18 protein-coding genes are annotated in these 16,945 nt (G+C 55.4%); 5 read left to right on the top strand and 13 right to left on the bottom strand.

Annotated elements, in window-relative coordinates; genetic code table 11:
* The first annotated feature begins 167 nt into the window (after positions 1 to 167).
* Positions 168 to 1,499 carry an amino acid permease gene (locus tag ACQG03_RS18790; protein ID WP_022649483.1) on the top strand — a complete coding sequence of 444 codons (1,332 nt, stop codon included), beginning with the start codon at positions 168 to 170 and terminating at the stop codon, positions 1,497 to 1,499.
* A 20-nt stretch (positions 1,500 to 1,519) separates the two neighbouring features.
* Positions 1,520 to 2,821: a serine dehydratase subunit alpha family protein gene (locus ACQG03_RS18785; protein WP_063163508.1), complete on the top strand. Its 1,302-nt coding sequence runs from the start codon at positions 1,520 to 1,522 to the stop codon at positions 2,819 to 2,821.
* Between the two features lie 101 nt (positions 2,822 to 2,922).
* On the opposite strand, the gene ACQG03_RS18780 is transcribed toward ACQG03_RS18785, so the two are convergent.
* Positions 2,923 to 3,624, bottom strand: a complete 702-nt coding sequence (locus ACQG03_RS18780) for a pirin family protein (protein ID WP_022649481.1) — start codon at positions 3,622 to 3,624, stop codon at positions 2,923 to 2,925.
* 104 nt (positions 3,625 to 3,728) lie between these two features.
* Between ACQG03_RS18780 and yhaJ the strand changes: the two genes are divergently transcribed.
* The gene (gene yhaJ, locus ACQG03_RS18775; protein ID WP_022649480.1) at positions 3,729 to 4,631 is read left to right on the top strand and encodes a DNA-binding transcriptional regulator YhaJ; all 903 of its coding nucleotides are present in this window, start codon (positions 3,729 to 3,731) and stop codon (positions 4,629 to 4,631) included.
* Between the two features lie 47 nt (positions 4,632 to 4,678).
* Here yhaJ and ACQG03_RS18770 read toward each other — a convergent pair whose 3' ends face one another.
* From ACQG03_RS18770 to ACQG03_RS18720, 11 genes are all read right to left on the bottom strand, one after another.
* Complete coding sequence (locus ACQG03_RS18770; protein ID WP_022649479.1) at positions 4,679 to 5,044, bottom strand: DUF805 domain-containing protein; 366 nt, start codon at positions 5,042 to 5,044, stop codon at positions 4,679 to 4,681.
* Positions 5,045 to 5,150: 106 nt separating this feature from the next.
* Complete coding sequence (locus tag ACQG03_RS18765; protein WP_003862653.1) at positions 5,151 to 6,137, bottom strand: glutathione S-transferase family protein; 987 nt, start codon at positions 6,135 to 6,137, stop codon at positions 5,151 to 5,153.
* Between the two features lie 72 nt (positions 6,138 to 6,209).
* Positions 6,210 to 6,602: a DoxX family protein gene (locus ACQG03_RS18760; protein WP_032626373.1), complete on the bottom strand. Its 393-nt coding sequence runs from the start codon at positions 6,600 to 6,602 to the stop codon at positions 6,210 to 6,212.
* 254 nt (positions 6,603 to 6,856) lie between these two features.
* Positions 6,857 to 7,153 (bottom strand): YqjK-like family protein, encoded by a 297-nt coding sequence (locus tag ACQG03_RS18755; RefSeq protein WP_022649477.1) that lies wholly within the window; start codon positions 7,151 to 7,153, stop codon positions 6,857 to 6,859.
* Complete coding sequence (locus tag ACQG03_RS18750) at positions 7,150 to 7,548, bottom strand: phage holin family protein (RefSeq protein WP_063163509.1); 399 nt, start codon at positions 7,546 to 7,548, stop codon at positions 7,150 to 7,152. Before ACQG03_RS18750 ends, ACQG03_RS18755 begins: the two co-directional genes overlap by 4 nt.
* 2 nt (positions 7,549 to 7,550) lie before the next feature.
* On the bottom strand, positions 7,551 to 7,856 hold the full coding sequence (locus ACQG03_RS18745) for a DUF883 family protein (protein ID WP_008503141.1): 306 nt from the start codon (positions 7,854 to 7,856) through the stop codon (positions 7,551 to 7,553).
* A 29-nt stretch (positions 7,857 to 7,885) separates the two neighbouring features.
* Positions 7,886 to 8,254: a DUF1090 domain-containing protein gene (locus ACQG03_RS18740; protein ID WP_017382428.1), complete on the bottom strand. Its 369-nt coding sequence runs from the start codon at positions 8,252 to 8,254 to the stop codon at positions 7,886 to 7,888.
* A gap of 143 nt (positions 8,255 to 8,397) precedes the next feature.
* Positions 8,398 to 8,781: an EnvZ/OmpR regulon moderator MzrA gene (gene mzrA, locus ACQG03_RS18735; RefSeq protein ID WP_022649476.1), complete on the bottom strand. Its 384-nt coding sequence runs from the start codon at positions 8,779 to 8,781 to the stop codon at positions 8,398 to 8,400.
* Between the two features lie 2 nt (positions 8,782 to 8,783).
* The gene (yqjA, locus tag ACQG03_RS18730) at positions 8,784 to 9,446 is read right to left on the bottom strand and encodes a DedA family general envelope maintenance protein YqjA (protein WP_022649475.1); all 663 of its coding nucleotides are present in this window, start codon (positions 9,444 to 9,446) and stop codon (positions 8,784 to 8,786) included.
* A gap of 341 nt (positions 9,447 to 9,787) precedes the next feature.
* Entirely contained in the window at positions 9,788 to 10,564 is a 777-nt protein-coding gene (gene exuR, locus ACQG03_RS18725) for a transcriptional regulator ExuR (protein ID WP_023298695.1), read from the bottom strand.
* A 196-nt stretch (positions 10,565 to 10,760) separates the two neighbouring features.
* Positions 10,761 to 12,059: an MFS transporter gene (locus ACQG03_RS18720; RefSeq protein ID WP_022649474.1), complete on the bottom strand. Its 1,299-nt coding sequence runs from the start codon at positions 12,057 to 12,059 to the stop codon at positions 10,761 to 10,763.
* A gap of 475 nt (positions 12,060 to 12,534) precedes the next feature.
* On the opposite strand from ACQG03_RS18720, the gene uxaC reads away from it, so the two are divergent.
* Both uxaC and ACQG03_RS18710 read left to right on the top strand, forming a co-directional pair.
* Positions 12,535 to 13,947 carry a glucuronate isomerase gene (gene uxaC / locus ACQG03_RS18715; protein ID WP_023307034.1) on the top strand — a complete coding sequence of 471 codons (1,413 nt, stop codon included), beginning with the start codon at positions 12,535 to 12,537 and terminating at the stop codon, positions 13,945 to 13,947.
* A gap of 17 nt (positions 13,948 to 13,964) precedes the next feature.
* A complete protein-coding gene (locus ACQG03_RS18710; RefSeq protein WP_063163510.1) occupies positions 13,965 to 15,452 on the top strand; it encodes a UxaA family hydrolase in 1,488 nt (495 codons plus the stop codon).
* A gap of 139 nt (positions 15,453 to 15,591) precedes the next feature.
* On the opposite strand, the gene sstT is transcribed toward ACQG03_RS18710, so the two are convergent.
* Positions 15,592 to 16,833 carry a serine/threonine transporter SstT gene (gene sstT / locus ACQG03_RS18705; protein WP_023298692.1) on the bottom strand — a complete coding sequence of 414 codons (1,242 nt, stop codon included), beginning with the start codon at positions 16,831 to 16,833 and terminating at the stop codon, positions 15,592 to 15,594.
* Between the last annotated feature and the right edge of the window lie 112 nt (positions 16,834 to 16,945).

Raw genomic sequence — 16,945 nt, 5'->3', positions numbered from 1 at the left:
CCTCTCGCCTAAGGAAACCCCTATAAAAGTTGTGACTTTTTTCTCCCGCGCTCCGGATATGATCTCCCCATACCAATAACTCACACCTGCACCCTCTGACTCGCAATCGCTGGCGATCGGAACCTTATAAAAACAAATCGTTACCCTACAAAATAAGCGAGTGCCCAATGAATATGGCAACAAACAGCAGTGTGATTGTGAGTGATTCCCCTGCGGCAAGGCGGGCGGGAATGAGCGAAAGCGAATGGCGAGAGGCGATTAAATTCGACAGCACCGATACGGGCTGGGTCATCATGAGTATTGGGATGGCTATCGGCGCGGGCATTGTTTTTCTTCCGGTGCAGGTTGGATTAATGGGGCTATGGGTATTTTTACTCTCGTCGATAATTGGTTATCCGGCCATGTACCTGTTCCAGCGCCTGTTTATTAATACGCTGGCGGAATCACCGGAATGTAAAGACTATCCGAGCGTTATTAGCGGATATTTAGGCAAAAACTGGGGCATCTTGTTGGGTGCACTTTATTTCGTGATGCTGGTGATCTGGATGTTTGTCTATTCGACGGCCATTACCAACGACAGCGCATCCTATTTACACACCTTCGGCGTAACCGACGGTTTGCTCTCGGAAAATCCGTTCTACGGCTTATTCCTGATCTGCATTCTGGTCGCCATTTCGTCGCGCGGTGAAAAGCTGCTGTTTAAAGTCTCCAGCCTGATGGTGCTGACCAAATTATTTGTGGTGGCGGCGCTGGGGCTTTCGATGATTGGCCTCTGGCATTTAGCCAACGTCGGCATGCTGCCGCCAATGGGGCTGCTGATTAAAAACGCCATTATTACGCTGCCTTTCACCTTAACCTCCATTCTGTTTATTCAGACATTAAGCCCGATGGTGATTTCCTATCGTTCACGGGAAAAATCCGTTGAGGTGGCGCGGCATAAAGCGCTGCGGGCAATGAATATCGCCTTTGGCGTGCTGTTTGTGACGGTCTTTTTCTACGCTGTCTCCTTCACCCTGGCGATGGGGCACGACGAGGCGGTAAAAGCCTACGAGCAGAATATTTCCGCCCTGGCAATCGCAGCACAGTTTATCAGCGGTGACGGCGCGGGCTGGGTCAAAATTGTCAGCGTAATCCTCAATATTTTCGCTGTGATGACCGCGTTCTTTGGCGTCTATCTCGGCTTTCGTGAGGCGACGCAGGGCATTGTGATGAACATCCTGCGCCGCAAAATGCCGGCGGAGAAAATCAATGAAAATGCCGTCCAGCGCGGGATTATGCTGTTCGCCATCCTGCTGGCCTGGAGCGCGATTGTGTTAAACGCGCCGGTGCTGAGCTTCACTTCCATCTGTAGCCCTATTTTCGGGATGGTGGGCTGCTTAATTCCGGCGTGGCTGGTCTACAAAGTGCCCGCACTTCATAAATATAAAGGCGTATCGCTGGTGATTATTGTGATTACCGGGCTGCTGCTTTGTGTTTCTCCTTTCCTCGCCTTCTCATGAGGTTAAATAAGGTCGTAACGATGTCTGAGCAAATTAATCCTTTATGGAACCATTATATTCGCGCGGTGCAGGAAGAGGTAAAGCCTGCGCTGGGCTGTACCGAACCCGTCTCGCTGGCGCTGGCGTGCGCGATGGCTGCCGGACAGCTTGACGGTGAGGTGACGCGTATCGAGGCGTGGGTATCGCCGAACCTGATGAAAAACGGGCTTGGCGTAACGGTGCCCGGTACCGGTATGGTCGGTTTACCCATCGCGGCCGCGCTGGGCGCGATTGGCGGTAACGCGCATGCCGGACTGGAGGTGTTGAAAGACGCGTCGTCCGAGGCGCTAACGCGCGCCAAAGCACTGCTGAACGCGGGTCTGGTGCAGGTAAAATTGCAGGAGCCGTGCGATGAGATCCTCTATTCACGTGCCTGTGTTTACGTCGGTGAATCCTCGGCGATGGTGACCATCGCCGGCGGGCACACTCGCGTGGTGGAGGTAGTTTGTCAGGGCGAAACGCGCTTCAGGCTTGACGATAATCAGAGCCAGAACAGCGACGATCCGCTGGAGGTGCTCTCGACCACCACGCTGTCGCAGATCCTTGAGTTTGTGGAACAGGTGCCGTTCGACGCGATCCGCTTTATCCTCGATGCGGGACGGCTGAACGATGCGCTCTCCCGCGAAGGTTTACGTGGCAACTGGGGGTTGCATATTGGTGCGACGCTCAATAAACAGCGCACACGCGGATGGATGGCGCAGGATCTGGGTTCAGACATTGTTATCCGCACCAGCGCAGCCTCGGATGCCCGCATGGGGGGCGCGACGCTGCCGGCGATGAGCAACTCGGGTTCCGGGAATCAGGGCATCACCGCCACCATGCCGGTGGTGGTGGTGGCTGAGCACGTTCAGGCCGATGACGAACGGCTGGCGCGGGCGCTGATGCTCTCGCACCTGTCGGCGATCTATATCCATTACCAGCTTCCGCGCTTGTCCGCGCTGTGTGCGGCGACAACAGCCGGAATGGGGGCTGCGGCGGGGATGGCGTGGCTGATGGGCGGATCTTACCAGACTATTGCCATGGCGATCGGCAGTATGATCGGCGACGTCAGCGGGATGATCTGTGACGGGGCGTCTAACAGTTGCGCAATGAAGGTCTCGACCAGCGTCACCAGCGCCTGGAAAGCCGTGATGATGGCGTTGGATGATACTGCCGTGACGGGTAATGAGGGGATTGTGGCGCACGACGTGGAGCAGTCGATCGCGAACCTGTGCGCGCTGGCGTGCCGCTCGATGCAGGCAACGGACCGGCAGATTATTGAGATTATGGCGAGTAAGGTGTAAAAATTTCCCCTCACCCCAACCCCTCTCCCCATAGGGGCGAGGGCTCGATCGTTCCCTCTCCCCTTTGGGGAGAGGGCTAGGGTGAGGGGCGAGTCTGTTCTTTAAACCGGCAAATCAATCAGCAGCGCGCGCAGCGGCGTATCCGCCACCAGGGTGATATTCGCTTCATCACGAATAAACGCGCCGTCGCCGCAGGTGAGCGCCTCTTTCTCTTCCGCGTGCGTCACCGCATGCACCGTTCCGTGAATGGACTGCAGATAGGCGCGCGGGCCATGAAGCTGGAAGCTTGCCTGTTCACCTTTTTTCAGTTCGATATGGTGCAGCCACACCTGCTGGCGCAACTGCAGGCTGCCTTTGCTGCCATCAGGGGATGCAATCAGCTGCTGTTTATCGCCCTTCAGATCGATTTTTTGCACCAGCGGATTTTCCCGCTCCGGACAGGCATCCAGCCACAGCTGCATGCGGGTCAGCGTTTTGTCTTTGCTGAGGTTATGCTCGCTATAGCTAATACCCGGCTGCGTGGAAATTAACAGCGCCTCGCCAGCCTTCGCCTGGACATGATTGCCCTCGCTATCGCGGTATTCTGCCTCGCCTTCCAGGATCAGGTTCAGGATATCGACTTTCGGGTACGTGCGCGGCTGGAAGGACGCGCCCGGGGCGAGCACTTCCTGGTTCAATACGCGCAGTGAAGCGTAACCGAGAAGTTTAGGGTCAAAGTAGTGTCCAAAGGAAAAGGTGTAGCGGGCCTGCAACCAACCGAAATCGGCTTGTCCGCACTGTTTCGCTGTTCTTGTCGTAATCATAAACTTGACCTCACTTTACACTAAATCAATGGTAAAGGTATGGACGCTGCATTGTTAGCCAGATATTCTGCCCGGTATGTTCAAATTTCCTGAATGAGAACGAGATGGCTAAAGAGAGAGCATTGACGCTTGAGGCGCTTCGCGTCATGGACGCGATTGACAGGCGCGGCAGTTTTGCCGCGGCGGCAGATGAACTGGGGCGCGTTCCGTCTGCGCTGAGCTATACCATGCAAAAGCTGGAGGAGGAGCTGGATGTTGTGCTCTTCGATCGCTCCGGTCATCGAACAAAATTCACCAACGTTGGGCGGATGCTGCTGGAGCGCGGCCGCGTATTGCTGGAAGCGGCGGATAAACTGACGACCGATGCCGAAGCGCTGGCCCGCGGCTGGGAAACCCATCTGACGTTAGTGACCGAAGCGCTGGTGCCCACCGAGGCGCTGTTCCCGCTGGTGGACAGACTGGCCGCGAAAGCCAATACCCAGCTGTCGATCATCACCGAGGTACTGGCCGGGGCGTGGGAGCGTCTTGAGACGGGCAGGGCGGATATCGTCATTGCGCCGGATATGCATTTCCGCTCATCGTCAGAAATTAACTCGCGCAAACTGTACAGCGTGATGAACGTCTACGTCGCTGCGCCGGGTCACCCGATCCATCAGGAGCCGGAACCGCTCTCTGAGGTCACGCGCGTGAAATACCGCGGCGTGGCGGTGGCGGATACCGCGCGCGAGCGCCCGGTGTTAACGGTGCAGTTGCTGGATAAACAGCCGCGTCTGACGGTGACGTCGCTGGAAGATAAGCGTCAGGCGCTGCTGGCGGGGCTGGGCGTGGCGACCATGCCGTATCCGTTCGTCGAAAAGGACATTGCAGAGGGACGGCTGCGCGTTGTCAGCCCGGAATACACCAGCGAAGTGGATATTATTATGGCGTGGCGTCGTGACAGCATGGGCGAAGCCAAATCATGGTGTTTACGCGAAATTCCGAAGCTTTTCACGCAATATAATAAATAAAATCGTAATTTGTAGGCCCGGTAAGCGAAGCGCCACCGGGCTTTTTTTTATGCGCAGATCTTCGGATCCGGACCAAAGCGGTTTTCTCCCGGCGTTCCGCTCTGACAGTTGAAAATCAAAATCACGATCCAGCCGATAAGCGGGATCAACAGCAACAGCAGCCACCACGCCGAACGATCGGTGTCGTGGAGACGACGAAACAGTACGGCCCATGAAGGCAGCAGAACCAACACACCATAAATGGTGGTGAGAATGCCTTCGCCCCCCTCGCGTTCCCAGCCGAGGATTTTGTCCACAATACCCAGCACCATAATCAGGACGAAGTTCACCAGAACGAACATCCAGTACTCTTTACGGCGGGCACGGCCACCAAATCCAACGTAGTTGCGCAGTACTTTTAAATACCAGTCCATTTTTCCTTGCCTCTTAGTCAGTCAATCACTTGTTTTCTAAGCGATCGAGGTAAGGATAGATGTATGCCGTGAATTAAAAAAGGGAATCAATTGATTCCCTAAATAATTATCCGAAACGCACGTCGCGCCCGTGTGGTTCATCCAGATCCTGCCACGGACCAATGGAGATAATGCCCGTTGGGTTGATGGTCTTATGACTGCGGAAATAATGGGTGCGAATATGGTCAAAATTGACCGTCTCCGCAATCCCCGGCATCTGATAGATGTCGCGCAGGAAACCGTGCAGGTTCAGGTAATCACTGATGCGATGCTTGTCGCACTTGAAGTGGGTGACATATACCGGATCAAAGCGGATCAGCGTCGTCCACAGGCGGATGTCTGCTTCGGTGAGGCGATCGCCCGTTAAATAACGATGCTGGCCGAGGATCTGCTCCAGACGTTCCAGGGATCCAAACACGTTGCCGACCGCTTCGTCGTACGCTTCCTGACTGGTGGCAAAACCGGCTTTATAGACGCCGTTGTTGACGTTGTCGTAGATCCAGCCGTTCAGCTCGTCAATTTTCTCGCGCAGCTCAACCGGATAGTAATCCCCGGCGCGGGCGCCGTGCGCGTCAAACGCGGTATTGAACATGCGAATGATTTCAGCGGATTCATTGCTGACGATCGTCTGGTTTTTCTTGTCCCACAGCACAGGCACCGTTACGCGTCCGGTGTAGTGCGGATCGGCGCGCAGATAGAGCTGATACAGGAAATCGTGATGATAAAGCTCATCACCCGTCGCGGCCGGGAAGTCACTGTCGAACGTCCAGCCGTTTTCCAGCATCAGCGGGTTGACCACCGAAACCGGAATTAGCGATTCGAGACCTTTAAGTTTGCGCACAATCAGCGTGCGGTGCGCCCACGGACAGGCGAGAGAAACATACAGATGATAACGATCTTTCTCCGCCGCAAAGCCCCCTTCGCCACTCGGGCCGGGCGCGCCGTCGGCGGTCAGCCAGTTACGGAAGGCCGAAACAGAGCGCTTAAAGCGTCCACCGGTGGATTTGGTGTCATACCAGACATCCTGCCAGACGCCGTCTACGAGTTGTCCCATTTTTTACTCCTCCGTCAGATAGCAAAAGCGAGGAGATGTCTCCTCGCTTTGAATTTAATCAGTATAGCGTGCTTACCACTTCTTATTCAGAAGACGGTCGATGCTGTAGGCGCCCGGACCCGTGATAGCCAGCAGCAGGAAGCCACCTGCGATGGTCAGGTTTTTCATGAACATCAGGGAGTTCACGCCTTCCGCAAAGTTGCTGTGGAAGATGAACGCGGTCAGCAGGGTAAAGCCTGCGGTGAACAGCGCCGTGGTGCGGGTCAGGAAACCGAACAGCACTGCCAGGCCGCCGCCGAACTCAAGCAGGATGGTCAGTGGCAGCAGGAAACCCGGTACGCCCATCGCTTCCATATACTGCTGAGTGCCCGCATAGCCGGTAATTTTGCCCCAGCCTGCGGTGATGAACAGCACAGGCATCAGAATACGCGCTACCAATACACCAACATCATCTAATTTTTTCATTTTACTCTCCAGGAAACCACATCAGCGGCTAAACGTTATTTGCGTGCAAATTCGGGTAGATACCGCGTCTTTGCTGTCGATGGAGAGGAGTGTAAACGGGGCGGATGGCAATTGTTAGCAAGGAAAACTGTCAATCTTTTTCAAAGATATTGAGTAAGGGAGCATAGAGAGATTTTGCCGGGTGACGGCTACGCCTTACCCGGCCTACTTTTTTACCGTAGGCCGGGTAAGCGCAGTGCCACCCGGCGAGAAGGCTAGCGCAGCTGCTGCTGACGAATCGTTGCTTTCACCAGACGCCATGCGCTCCAGACACCAAAGCCACGGCGTGCCCAGCGAATCAGCATATTTGGATGACGAATCGTCCAGATCGCCATCACGCTGCTACCCACCAGCGCCCACGAACGCAGGCTCAGAAGAGTATTCCAGCCGCGATCGTAACGCTGGGTCAGCTCCAGCCAGTCGCGACGGCTGGCGGACAGGTCCAGCCGCTGCTGCTGGATCTGGCTCAGCAGATACGCTTTCCGCTTTTGACGTTCGGCTTTGTCGCTCACGACTTATCATCCTCCAGCAGGGCGCGGTCGTTGGCCAGCTCCTGGCGAGTATGGCGCAGGAAGGTCGACGTGCGCGCTTTATGCAGGGTCCAGATACCGCCTATCAGCGCCGCCACCAGCAGAACCACGGTAGTCGCAATCATCGCGTTCAGCCGATACTGTGGATCGATAGCCCAGATGATTAACACCATCAGGCTCATCAGACCAAACGCGGCAAAGAGCATCGTAAGCCCAAGCATGAGCAGCATCTGGAAGAGATTGGCTTTCTCCTCTTCCAGTTCCACTACCGCAAGCCGGACGCGCGTTTCGGCAATCCCGACCAGCGTCGTAAGAATACGCTGGCCGATGCCGAGGACGTTTTTAGCAGGCCCTTTTGCGTGACGTGGATCTTCCATAATCAACGACGCGTCAGCAGGACACCCAGCACCACACCCACTGCGGCACCAATACCAACGCCTGTCCATGGATTGTCACGTACATATTCGTCTGCGCGCGCAGCCGCTTCGCGGGTCTGTTTCGCCAGTGCATCACCGGTTTCACCCAGACGGTAACGGCTCTCTTTCAGTGCCTGCTCCGCTTTGCTGCGCAGTTTGCTGACTTCTTCTTTCGATTTATCGGCAGAAGAGTTCAGCACCTCTTCCAGGGTGTCCGCCAGGGATTTCAGCTCAGCGCGCAGATGTTCTGAAGTTGTATCTTTTGACATGATTCTCTCCTGTTGAGATTTCCGTTAACTCAATAATCGCGAGCTTCCAGCGCTTTCAGTTCGTCCTGCGCCTCTTGCAACTTCCTCTCGCGCTTGGCAATTTTTTCCGCATCACCTTTCTCTTTCGCTTCTTGCAGGTCTTGACGGCGCTCGGCTATCTCGTCCTTCTGTTCAGCGATTTTTTCCTGATGATCGGCACGCAGCTTGCTGTCCGTACAATTGTCTTTCACTTCGCTCAGCGCTTTTTTCAGTCCGTCGATCCGGTGCTGATTGTTATGCTTTTCGGCATAACTGATTTCGCGTTGAATATCCTGTTCTTTCTCCTGACAAAGAGACATAGCGAAGGAAGCTGTGCTTAAAGAAAAAAGGGCCAGAGCCAGGGTGATGCGGTATTTCATTATAGAAACCTTCCATTGTGTTACGGCGTAAGCCGTGTTCCAGAACTATGCGGAGAACATCTGAGGGGTGCTCCGCGTACTTAAGCATAGTAAGTAAACGGGAGTTTCACCAAAGTGGGTGAAAATATTCGGAATATTAGTCGTTAGCCAAATCGATGCGACGTGTCGCGTAACCGTGACATCCAGGAGGCTACGTGGCTGTCATCATCCTGTTGCGCGATGATGTAACCCTGCGGCAACGTGCGGTCCAGCACCGCTTTCGCCGCGGCGCTTTGCGCACTGGAGTCAAATTTTATCAGCAGCACATCGTCTTGCGGCGTGATGCTCTTAAAGCGGATCCCGTTAGCGTCCAGATGATGCCAGATGGAAAAACCATCCGGCACGCTGGTTCCTTGACTCACAGGACGGATAGTCAGCGTCGACTCCTGATGCTGTAGGGCAGACCATAGCAGGATGAGAGCGCTGAACATCATTAGCGCGACGATGGCGTAAGAGAAGCGGCGCAGCGCGAGCGGGGAGATAACCATCGTTAACCCCTGGCTCCGTATTTCTTTTTCCACAGTACGACCAGTGAACCGACCAGGCCAAACACCAGCAGGACGACGGGCAGCAGCATCAGGCAAGACATCAGCTGGTCTTCATATTTCATAAAGACCGGCGTTTTACCGAGCGCATAGCCGAGCGTGGTCAGGATCAGAACCCACAGCAGGCCGCTCATCCAGTTAAAGAACTGGAAGCGCGCGCTGCTCAGGCCGGACAAGCCCGCAATGGTCGGCAGCAGGGTGCGTACGAATGCGATAAAGCGGCCAATCAGCAAGGCGGAGAGCCCGTGCTTATGGAAAAGGTGGTGCGCTCGCTGGTGATAATGTGCCGGAAGATGCGAAAGCCAGTTCTGAACGATTCGCGTGTTGCCCAGCCATCGCCCCTGAATATAACTCACCCAGCAACCCAGGCTGGCGGCAATGGTCAACAGCAGAACCGTTTGTGGGAAAGCCATCGCCCCTTTTGCACAGAGCACCCCAACCAGCACCAGCAGGCTGTCGCCCGGTAAAAAGGCAGCAGGCAGCAGGCCGTTCTCAAGGAACAGGATCATAAATAACACAAAGTAGAGCATGCCAATCATGGACGGGTTGGCCAGCGTTTCGAAATCCTGAGCCCAGAGGGCGTTCAGTAGTTGGGTCAAAAGTTCCATTCAGTGTTCCTGGAAATCGGTTAACGTCACGCCTGTCATTCGGGAAAACAGCACGGCGACATTGTTATGATTTCATTATGGTCGCTCGCGGACACAATGATGTGTGGCCAACACTGTTCCCTGTTAATTGGCTGGTTAGCAAGCACTAACTTACAAAATAACGAAGTGAATCCAATTGTAACAAAGCCCGACGTTCTGCGTCACAGAATTTGAGGGGAAACACGATTTTGGCGTAAGCCACGGAGGGGAGCGAGAGATTTTACAAAGGCTGACACTATAGAGGTTTTCTTACCCTGTCTGGCCGGAAGGCGCGGCGGTGCGCCTGCCAGCAGTTTAGGAGGTTATTTTGCAACATTGGTCGCGGTATCGAGGTGAACCACCGGATTATCAGCAAAAAGGTAGCGGTCAGCGTTAAATTCAAAGTCATCACTCGTTTCATTAAAAAGCATCTGTTTAGTGTTCTCCAGATGCTGCCACATTGCCAGTTTCGCCGCATGCGGATCTTTACGAATCAGGGCCTTAAGAATCTGGTCGTGGTCGTCACACCAGTTATCTACCGTGCGGGAATCAATGTGATCGTGCAGTTTCTTCCAGTACGGGTTGTGAACGCGCTGAGTCCACATTTTTTCAACGATTGCCGCCAGCGCTGTGTTCTGAGTCGCAAGGGCGACCTGGACGTGGAATTGCAGGTCCCATTCGGAATCGCGGAAACATTTTTCTTTACGCGCATGATCCTGGATTTCCATCAGCTTCATGATGTCCTGCTTGGTGACCTGCGTCGCTGCGAATTCTGCGATATTGCTTTCAATCAGCTGGCGAGCCTGGAGAAGCTCAAACGGACCGTAGCTGGCAAATTCCAGACTTTCGTCCGGCGTGGGGGAGTGTTTCGCCTGGCTGGAAATCACGTGAATACCGGAACCTTTGCGTACCTCAACATACCCTTCAACTTCCAGCATGATGATGGCTTCGCGGACCACCGTACGGCTGACGCTTTTTTCATCCGCAATAAAACGCTCAGCGGGAAGTTTATCACCGACAAGATAGACCCCTTGCTCAATGCGATCTTTCAGCTCGGCGGCAAGTTGTTGATATAAACGACGTGATTCGGTGATTTCCATATGCGCTCCAGGCAGGGTACGGCGAATGATTTGTTATACCACTTTTGCGTGCCACTCTCCAGATTTCGTCATTAAAAAAGCCGCCCGGAGGCGGCTTTTGCGACGTTTTTGCCGGGTGGCGCTACGCTTACCCGGCCTACGGTTTTATCGGGTGTTGTAGGCCGGGTAAGGCGGAGCCGCCACCCGGCACAACAAGCTAACTCTGCGTCGCCGGTCCCCCAAGGGACTCTTTCGCCAGTTCCTCGGCGGATTTACTCTTCAGCACCGTCCAGATAACCACTGCACCCAGCAGGTCGAAGATGGCCAGTACCGCGAACAGCGGGCTGAAACCGATGGTGTCTGCCAGCGCGCCGACCACCAGCGCAAACAGGGTACTTGCGGTCCAGGCGGCCATCCCGGTCAGACCGTTGGCGGTGGCAACTTCGTTACGACCAAACACGTCGGACGAGAGCGTAATCAGTGCGCCAGACAGAGACTGGTGAGCAAAGCCCCCGATACACAGCAGGGCGATAGCCACGTAAGGACTGGTGAACAGGCCAATCATGCCAGGGCCAATCATCAGCAGAGCGCCCATGGTGACCACCATCTTACGGGACACAATCAGGTTCACGCCAAACCAGCGCTGGAACAGCGGTGGCAGGTAGCCGCCGACGATACAGCCCAGGTCTGCAAACAGCATTGGCATCCAGGCGAACATCGCGATCTCTTTCAGGTTAAAGCCGTAGACTTTGAACATGAACAGCGGGATCCAGGCGTTGAACGTACCCCAGGCCGGTTCCGCCAGGAAGCGTGGCAGGGCGATACCCCAGAACTGACGGGTACCCAGGATCTGCCAGACGGACATTTTTTTACCGTTGTCGGTCTGATGATGAGATTCCTGACCATTGATAATGTAGTCACGTTCTTCGGTAGACAGCTTTTTCTGATCGCGCGGGTGTTTATAGAAGATCAGCCACGCCATGGCCCAGGCAAAACTCAGCACACCGGAGATGATGAACGCCATTTGCCAGCTGTGCATCACAATCGCCCACACCACCAGTGGCGGAGCAATCATCGCCCCGATGGAGGAACCCACGTTGAAGTAACCGACAGCGATTGAACGTTCTTTTGCCGGGAACCATTCAGAGCTGGCTTTCAGACCCGCAGGGATCATCGCCGCTTCGGCAGCACCTACCGCACCACGTGCCAGCGCCAGCCCGCCCCAGCTGCCAGCCAGCGCCGTCGCCCCGCAGAAGACGGCCCATGCTACAGCGAAGAAGGCATAACCAATTTTTGTACCCAGAATATCAAGAACATAACCTGCAACAGGCTGCATTACGGTGTAAGCGGCAGAATACGCCGCAATGATGTAAGAGTATTGTTGTGTGGAGATATGTAACTCTTCCATCAACGTTGGCGCCGCTGCTGCCACGGTGTTACGTGTCAGGTAGCCCAGCACGGTGCCGAGCGTCACCAGTGCGATCATGTACCAACGTAACCCTTTAATTTTACGCATGTAAAACCTCATCGTTATGTTATTTCCGTGTCGGGACACGGCAACAACTCAACCGTTGCCGGGAGCTGTTCTGTAACGGGAGGGGCGTAACCGGGAACCTGTCCCGGAACGGCCCGAACCTTGCCATAAGTCATCGTGCTAAGTCGGCTTCCGTACCGTTAAATCCGATGTAACAAACACCGGTAATGCATTCCGTCGGCTTATAGTTTGCGACGGCGAAAAGATAACTTGTCATACAACTTTAAAAGGTGAGTGACATCACAAAAGAGTGAATCTTTGTAGGGATATTATGCGGCGTGCGCAAAGCCAGATCTGGCGCGGTCTGCAAGAAGGTTTACCCCTTTGAGGGTAATTTATTTGTCGACGTTTATTGATCTAACTCACGAAAAAAACGTCGGACTCTGGAAATTGGTGTGATAACTTTGCAGCATCTGAACATAAGCTTTCTGACGCTCCCGTAATGAGGAAGACGATAATGACACCGTTTATGACCGAAGATTTCCTGTTAGATACCGAATTTGCTCGCCGCCTGTACCACGACTACGCAAAAGATCAGCCGATTTTCGACTACCACTGCCATTTACCGCCGCAACAGGTTGCCGAAAATTACCGTTTCAAAAACCTGTATGATATCTGGCTGAAGGGTGACCATTATAAATGGCGCGCGATGCGCACCAACGGCGTGGCCGAGCGCCTGTGTACCGGCGACGCGACCGATCGCGAGAAGTTTGACGCCTGGGCCGCTACCGTTCCCCACACCATCGGTAACCCGTTATACCACTGGACGCACCTCGAACTGCGTCGTCCTTTTGGTATCACCGGCAAGCTGCTCTCTCCCGCCACGGCGGATGAGATCTGGGATCAGTGCAACGAACTGCTGGCGCAGGATAGCTTCTCGGCGCGCGGCATCATGCAGCAGATGAACGTGAAGATGGTGGGCACAACCGACGATCCGATCGACTCCCTGGAGCACCACGCGGTTGTCGCGAAGGACAGCACCTTTGACATCAAAGTGCTGCCAAGCTGGCGTCCGGATAAAGCCTTCAACATTGAGCTGCCGACCTTTAATGACTACATGACGAAGCTGGCGGAAGTATCGGATACCGATATCCGTCGTTTCGCCGATCTGCAATCCGCGCTGACCAAACGTCTGGATCACTTTGCCGCACATGGCTGTAAAGTGTCTGACCACGCGCTGGACGTGGTGCTGTTCGCGGATTCCAGCGAAGCCGAGCTGGACAGCATCCTGGCGCGTCGTCTCTCCGGCGAAGCCCTGAGCGAGCATGAAGTCGCCCAGTTCAAAACCGCGGTGCTGGTGTTCCTCGGTGCGGAATATGCCCGTCGCGGCTGGGTTCAGCAGTACCATATCGGCGCGCTGCGTAATAACAACCAGCGTCAGTTTAAACTGCTGGGCGCGGACGTGGGCTTCGACTCCATCAACGACCGCCCTCTGGCGGAAGAGCTGTCAAAACTGCTGAGCAAACAGAACGAGCAAAACCTGCTGCCAAAAACCATTCTCTACTGCCTGAACCCGCGCGATAACGAAGTACTGGGCACCATGATCGGCAACTTCCAGGGCGAAGGGATGCCGGGCAAGATGCAGTTCGGTTCCGGCTGGTGGTTTAACGATCAAAAAGACGGCATGGAGCGTCAGATGACCCAGCTGGCGCAGCTCGGCCTGTTGAGCCGCTTCGTTGGCATGCTGACCGACAGCCGCAGTTTCCTCTCCTATACCCGCCATGAATATTTCCGCCGCATTCTGTGCCAGATGATTGGCCGCTGGGTGCACGCGGGTGAAGCGCCAGCGGATATCCAGCTGCTGGGCGAAATGGTGAGAAACATCTGCTTTAACAATGCGCGTGACTACTTCGCCATTGAACTGAACTAAGGCCGTTTGAGGTTGATATGCAATACATCAAAATCCATTCGCTGGATAACGTTGCCGTCGCGCTGGCCGATTTAGCCGAAGGGACGGAAGTGACCTTCGACAACCAGTCGGTGACGTTACGCCAGGCCATTGGACGTGGACATAAGTTTGCCCTGATCCCCATCGCGAAAGGGGAGAACGTGGTGAAGTACGGTTTGCCCATCGGTCATGCGCTGGCGGATATTGCGCCGGGTGAATACATCCATTCCCACAATACCCGCACCAATCTCAGCGATCTGGACGAGTACAGCTATCAACCTGACTTCCAGCCAGAAGAAGGACAGGCGGCCGATCGTGAGGTACAGATCTACCGCCGCGCCAGCGGCGAGGTGGGGATCCGCAATGAGCTGTGGATCCTCCCGACTGTCGGCTGCGTGAACGGGATCGCGCGTCAAATTCAGACGCGTTTCCTGAAAGAGACTAATGATGCTGAAGGCACCGACGGCGTGCATCTGTTCAGCCACACCTACGGTTGTTCCCAGCTGGGCGACGACCACATCAATACCCGTACCATGCTGCAAAACATGGTGCGCCACCCGAACGCGGGCGCGGTGCTGGTGATCGGCCTCGGCTGCGAGAACAATCAGGTCGACGCCTTCCGCGACACGCTGGGCGAATTTGACCCTGAGCGCGTGCACTTTATGGTGTGTCAGCACCAGGACGACGAAGTGGAAGCGGGCGTTGAACAGCTGCATCAGCTGTACGAGGTGATGCGTCACGACAAGCGCGAGCCGGGCAAGCTGAGCGAACTGAAGTTTGGCCTGGAGTGCGGCGGATCTGATGGCCTTTCCGGCATTACCGCTAACCCAATGCTGGGTCGCTTCTCGGATTACGTGATTGCCAACGGCGGCACTACGGTGCTGACCGAAGTGCCGGAGATGTTCGGCGCAGAGCGCATTCTGATGAGCCACTGCCGCGACGAAGAGACCTTTGAGAAGACCGTCACCATGGTCAACGACTTCAAACAGTACTTCATCGCCCATAACCAGCCGATATACGAGAACCCCTCGCCGGGTAACAAAGCGGGCGGGATCACCACGCTTGAAGAGAAATCCCTGGGCTGCACTCAAAAAGCGGGCGCCAGCCAGGTGGTGGACGTGCTGCGCTACGGTGAGCGGCTGAAAACGCACGGCCTGAACCTGCTCAGCGCACCGGGCAACGATGCGGTCGCCACCAGCGCGCTGGCGGGAGCGGGCTGTCATATGGTGCTGTTCAGTACCGGTCGCGGTACGCCGTACGGCGGGTTTGTGCCGACGGTGAAAATCGCCACTAACAGCGAACTGGCGGCGAAGAAAAAGCACTGGATCGACTTTGATGCGGGCCAACTGATCCACGGCAAAGCGATGCCGCAGCTGCTGAGCGAATTCGTGGACACGATTGTGGAATTTGCCAGCGGCAGGCAGACCTGCAACGAGAAGAACGACTTCCGCGAGCTGGCGATCTTTAAGAGTGGTGTGACGCTATAAGTCGGGTGCGGGCTGGTGCCCTCACCCCGGCCCTCTCCCACAGGGAGAGGGTGCAAACACTAAAAACGGCAACACATGTTGCCGTTTTGCATTTACCTTGTAGGCCCGGTAAGGCGTAGCCGCCACCGGGCTTTTCTTTTTAACTGCGCAGGGCGTTCTTCGCTAAACGCGCATCTTCCGCCTGACAGGCTGCGGCGGTAAACAGCACGTCGGTAGAGGAGTTCAGCGCGGTTTCGCAGGAATCCTGCAATACGCCGATAATGAAACCGACCGCGACAACCTGCATGGCAATCTCGTTCGGAATACCGAACATGTTACAGGCCAGCGGGATCAGCAGCAGAGAGCCGCCCGCCACGCCGGATGCGCCACAGGCACACAGTGATGCAACGACGCTCAGCAGCAGCGCGGTTGGCAGATCTACCGGAATACCCAGCGTATGCACCGCCGCCAGCGTCAGCACGGTGATGGTAATCGCCGCACCGGCCATGTTCACGGTTGCACCCAGGGGAATCGACACCGAATAGGTATCGCGGTCCAGGTTCAGCTTCTCCGCCAGCGCCATGTTCACCGGTATGTTCGCCGCTGAGCTGCGGGTGAAGAAGGCATACACGCCGCTCTCGCGCAGGCAGGTCAGCACCAGCGGATACGGGTTGCGGCGGATCTGCCAGAACACCAGCAGCGGGTTGATCACCAGCGCCACCAGCAGCATACAGCCGACCAGGACGACCAGCAGCTGCGCGTAGCCCCACAGTGCGTCGAAACCAGTGGTGGCCAGCGTCGAAGAAACCAGACCAAAGATACCGACTGGTGCAAAGCGAATCACCAGCTTCACCATAAAGGTCACTGCATTGGACAAATCGTTAACCAGGTTTTTCGTGGTCTCGTTGCCATGACGCAGCGCGAAGCCCAGACCAATCGCCCAGACCAGGATGCCAATGTAGTTTCCGTTCATCAGTGCGGTGATGGGGTTAGAGACCATGCTCATCAGCAGGCCGCGAAGGACTTCCACAATCCCGGACGGCGGGGTGATATCACCGGCCGCGCTGGTCAGGTGCAGCGTGGACGGGAACAGGAAGCTAAACACAACGGCCGTTAAGGCAGCAGAGAAGGTTCCCAGCAGATACAGGAACAGAATAGGGCGAATGTTGGTTTTTTGTCCGTGCTGGTGGTTGGCAATCGACGCCATCACCAGCATCAGCACCAGTACCGGGGCGACGGCCTTCAGTGCGCCAACGAAAAGGGTGCCGAGCAGTCCCGTCGCTTCCGCCGCAGGTTTTGACACCATCGCCAGCAGAATACCCAGTACCAACCCGACCAGAATTTGTTTTACAAGACTGCCCTGCGCCAGGCGCGCAAGCAGGCCCTTAGATTGTGTGCTCATACGTTATTCCTGAGTGAAATTGCGTTCCATCCTGGATGTGCTCTAAGTCACATTTGTATCCGGATGTAAGTATTTGTTTGCCTGGTTGAGTATCAGGGAAAGCAGCGAAAGG

The organism is Enterobacter cloacae complex sp. 342H5 (assembly GCF_050030905.1).
Taxonomy (GTDB): Bacteria; Pseudomonadota; Gammaproteobacteria; order Enterobacterales; family Enterobacteriaceae; genus Enterobacter; species Enterobacter intestinihominis.
Note: the sequence above shows the minus strand (reverse complement) of the source record. Positions and strands in the feature narration are given on the sequence as shown.

Excerpts from the sequence above, each read along its gene's own strand:
- yhaJ (WP_022649480.1), top strand. The coding sequence starts at position 3,729 with ATGGCTAAAGAGAGAGCATTGACGCTTGAGGCGCTTCGCGTCATGGAC.
- yqjA (WP_022649475.1), bottom strand. The coding sequence starts at position 9,446 with ATGGAACTTTTGACCCAACTACTGAACGCCCTCTGGGCTCAGGATTTC.
- ACQG03_RS18790 (WP_022649483.1), top strand. The coding sequence starts at position 168 with ATGAATATGGCAACAAACAGCAGTGTGATTGTGAGTGATTCCCCTGCG.
- ACQG03_RS18770 (WP_022649479.1), bottom strand. The coding sequence starts at position 5,044 with ATGGACTGGTATTTAAAAGTACTGCGCAACTACGTTGGATTTGGTGGC.
- ACQG03_RS18720 (WP_022649474.1), bottom strand. The coding sequence starts at position 12,059 with ATGCGTAAAATTAAAGGGTTACGTTGGTACATGATCGCACTGGTGACG.
- mzrA (WP_022649476.1), bottom strand. The coding sequence starts at position 8,781 with ATGGTTATCTCCCCGCTCGCGCTGCGCCGCTTCTCTTACGCCATCGTC.
- ACQG03_RS18785 (WP_063163508.1), top strand. The coding sequence starts at position 1,520 with ATGTCTGAGCAAATTAATCCTTTATGGAACCATTATATTCGCGCGGTG.
- sstT (WP_023298692.1), bottom strand. The coding sequence starts at position 16,833 with ATGAGCACACAATCTAAGGGCCTGCTTGCGCGCCTGGCGCAGGGCAGT.
- ACQG03_RS18745 (WP_008503141.1), bottom strand. The coding sequence starts at position 7,856 with ATGTCAAAAGATACAACTTCAGAACATCTGCGCGCTGAGCTGAAATCC.
- exuR (WP_023298695.1), bottom strand. The coding sequence starts at position 10,564 with ATGGAAATCACCGAATCACGTCGTTTATATCAACAACTTGCCGCCGAG.
- ACQG03_RS18750 (WP_063163509.1), bottom strand. The coding sequence starts at position 7,548 with ATGGAAGATCCACGTCACGCAAAAGGGCCTGCTAAAAACGTCCTCGGC.
- ACQG03_RS18710 (WP_063163510.1), top strand. The coding sequence starts at position 13,965 with ATGCAATACATCAAAATCCATTCGCTGGATAACGTTGCCGTCGCGCTG.
- ACQG03_RS18765 (WP_003862653.1), bottom strand. The coding sequence starts at position 6,137 with ATGGGACAACTCGTAGACGGCGTCTGGCAGGATGTCTGGTATGACACC.
- uxaC (WP_023307034.1), top strand. The coding sequence starts at position 12,535 with ATGACACCGTTTATGACCGAAGATTTCCTGTTAGATACCGAATTTGCT.
- ACQG03_RS18760 (WP_032626373.1), bottom strand. The coding sequence starts at position 6,602 with ATGAAAAAATTAGATGATGTTGGTGTATTGGTAGCGCGTATTCTGATG.
- ACQG03_RS18780 (WP_022649481.1), bottom strand. The coding sequence starts at position 3,624 with ATGATTACGACAAGAACAGCGAAACAGTGCGGACAAGCCGATTTCGGT.
- ACQG03_RS18740 (WP_017382428.1), bottom strand. The coding sequence starts at position 8,254 with ATGAAATACCGCATCACCCTGGCTCTGGCCCTTTTTTCTTTAAGCACA.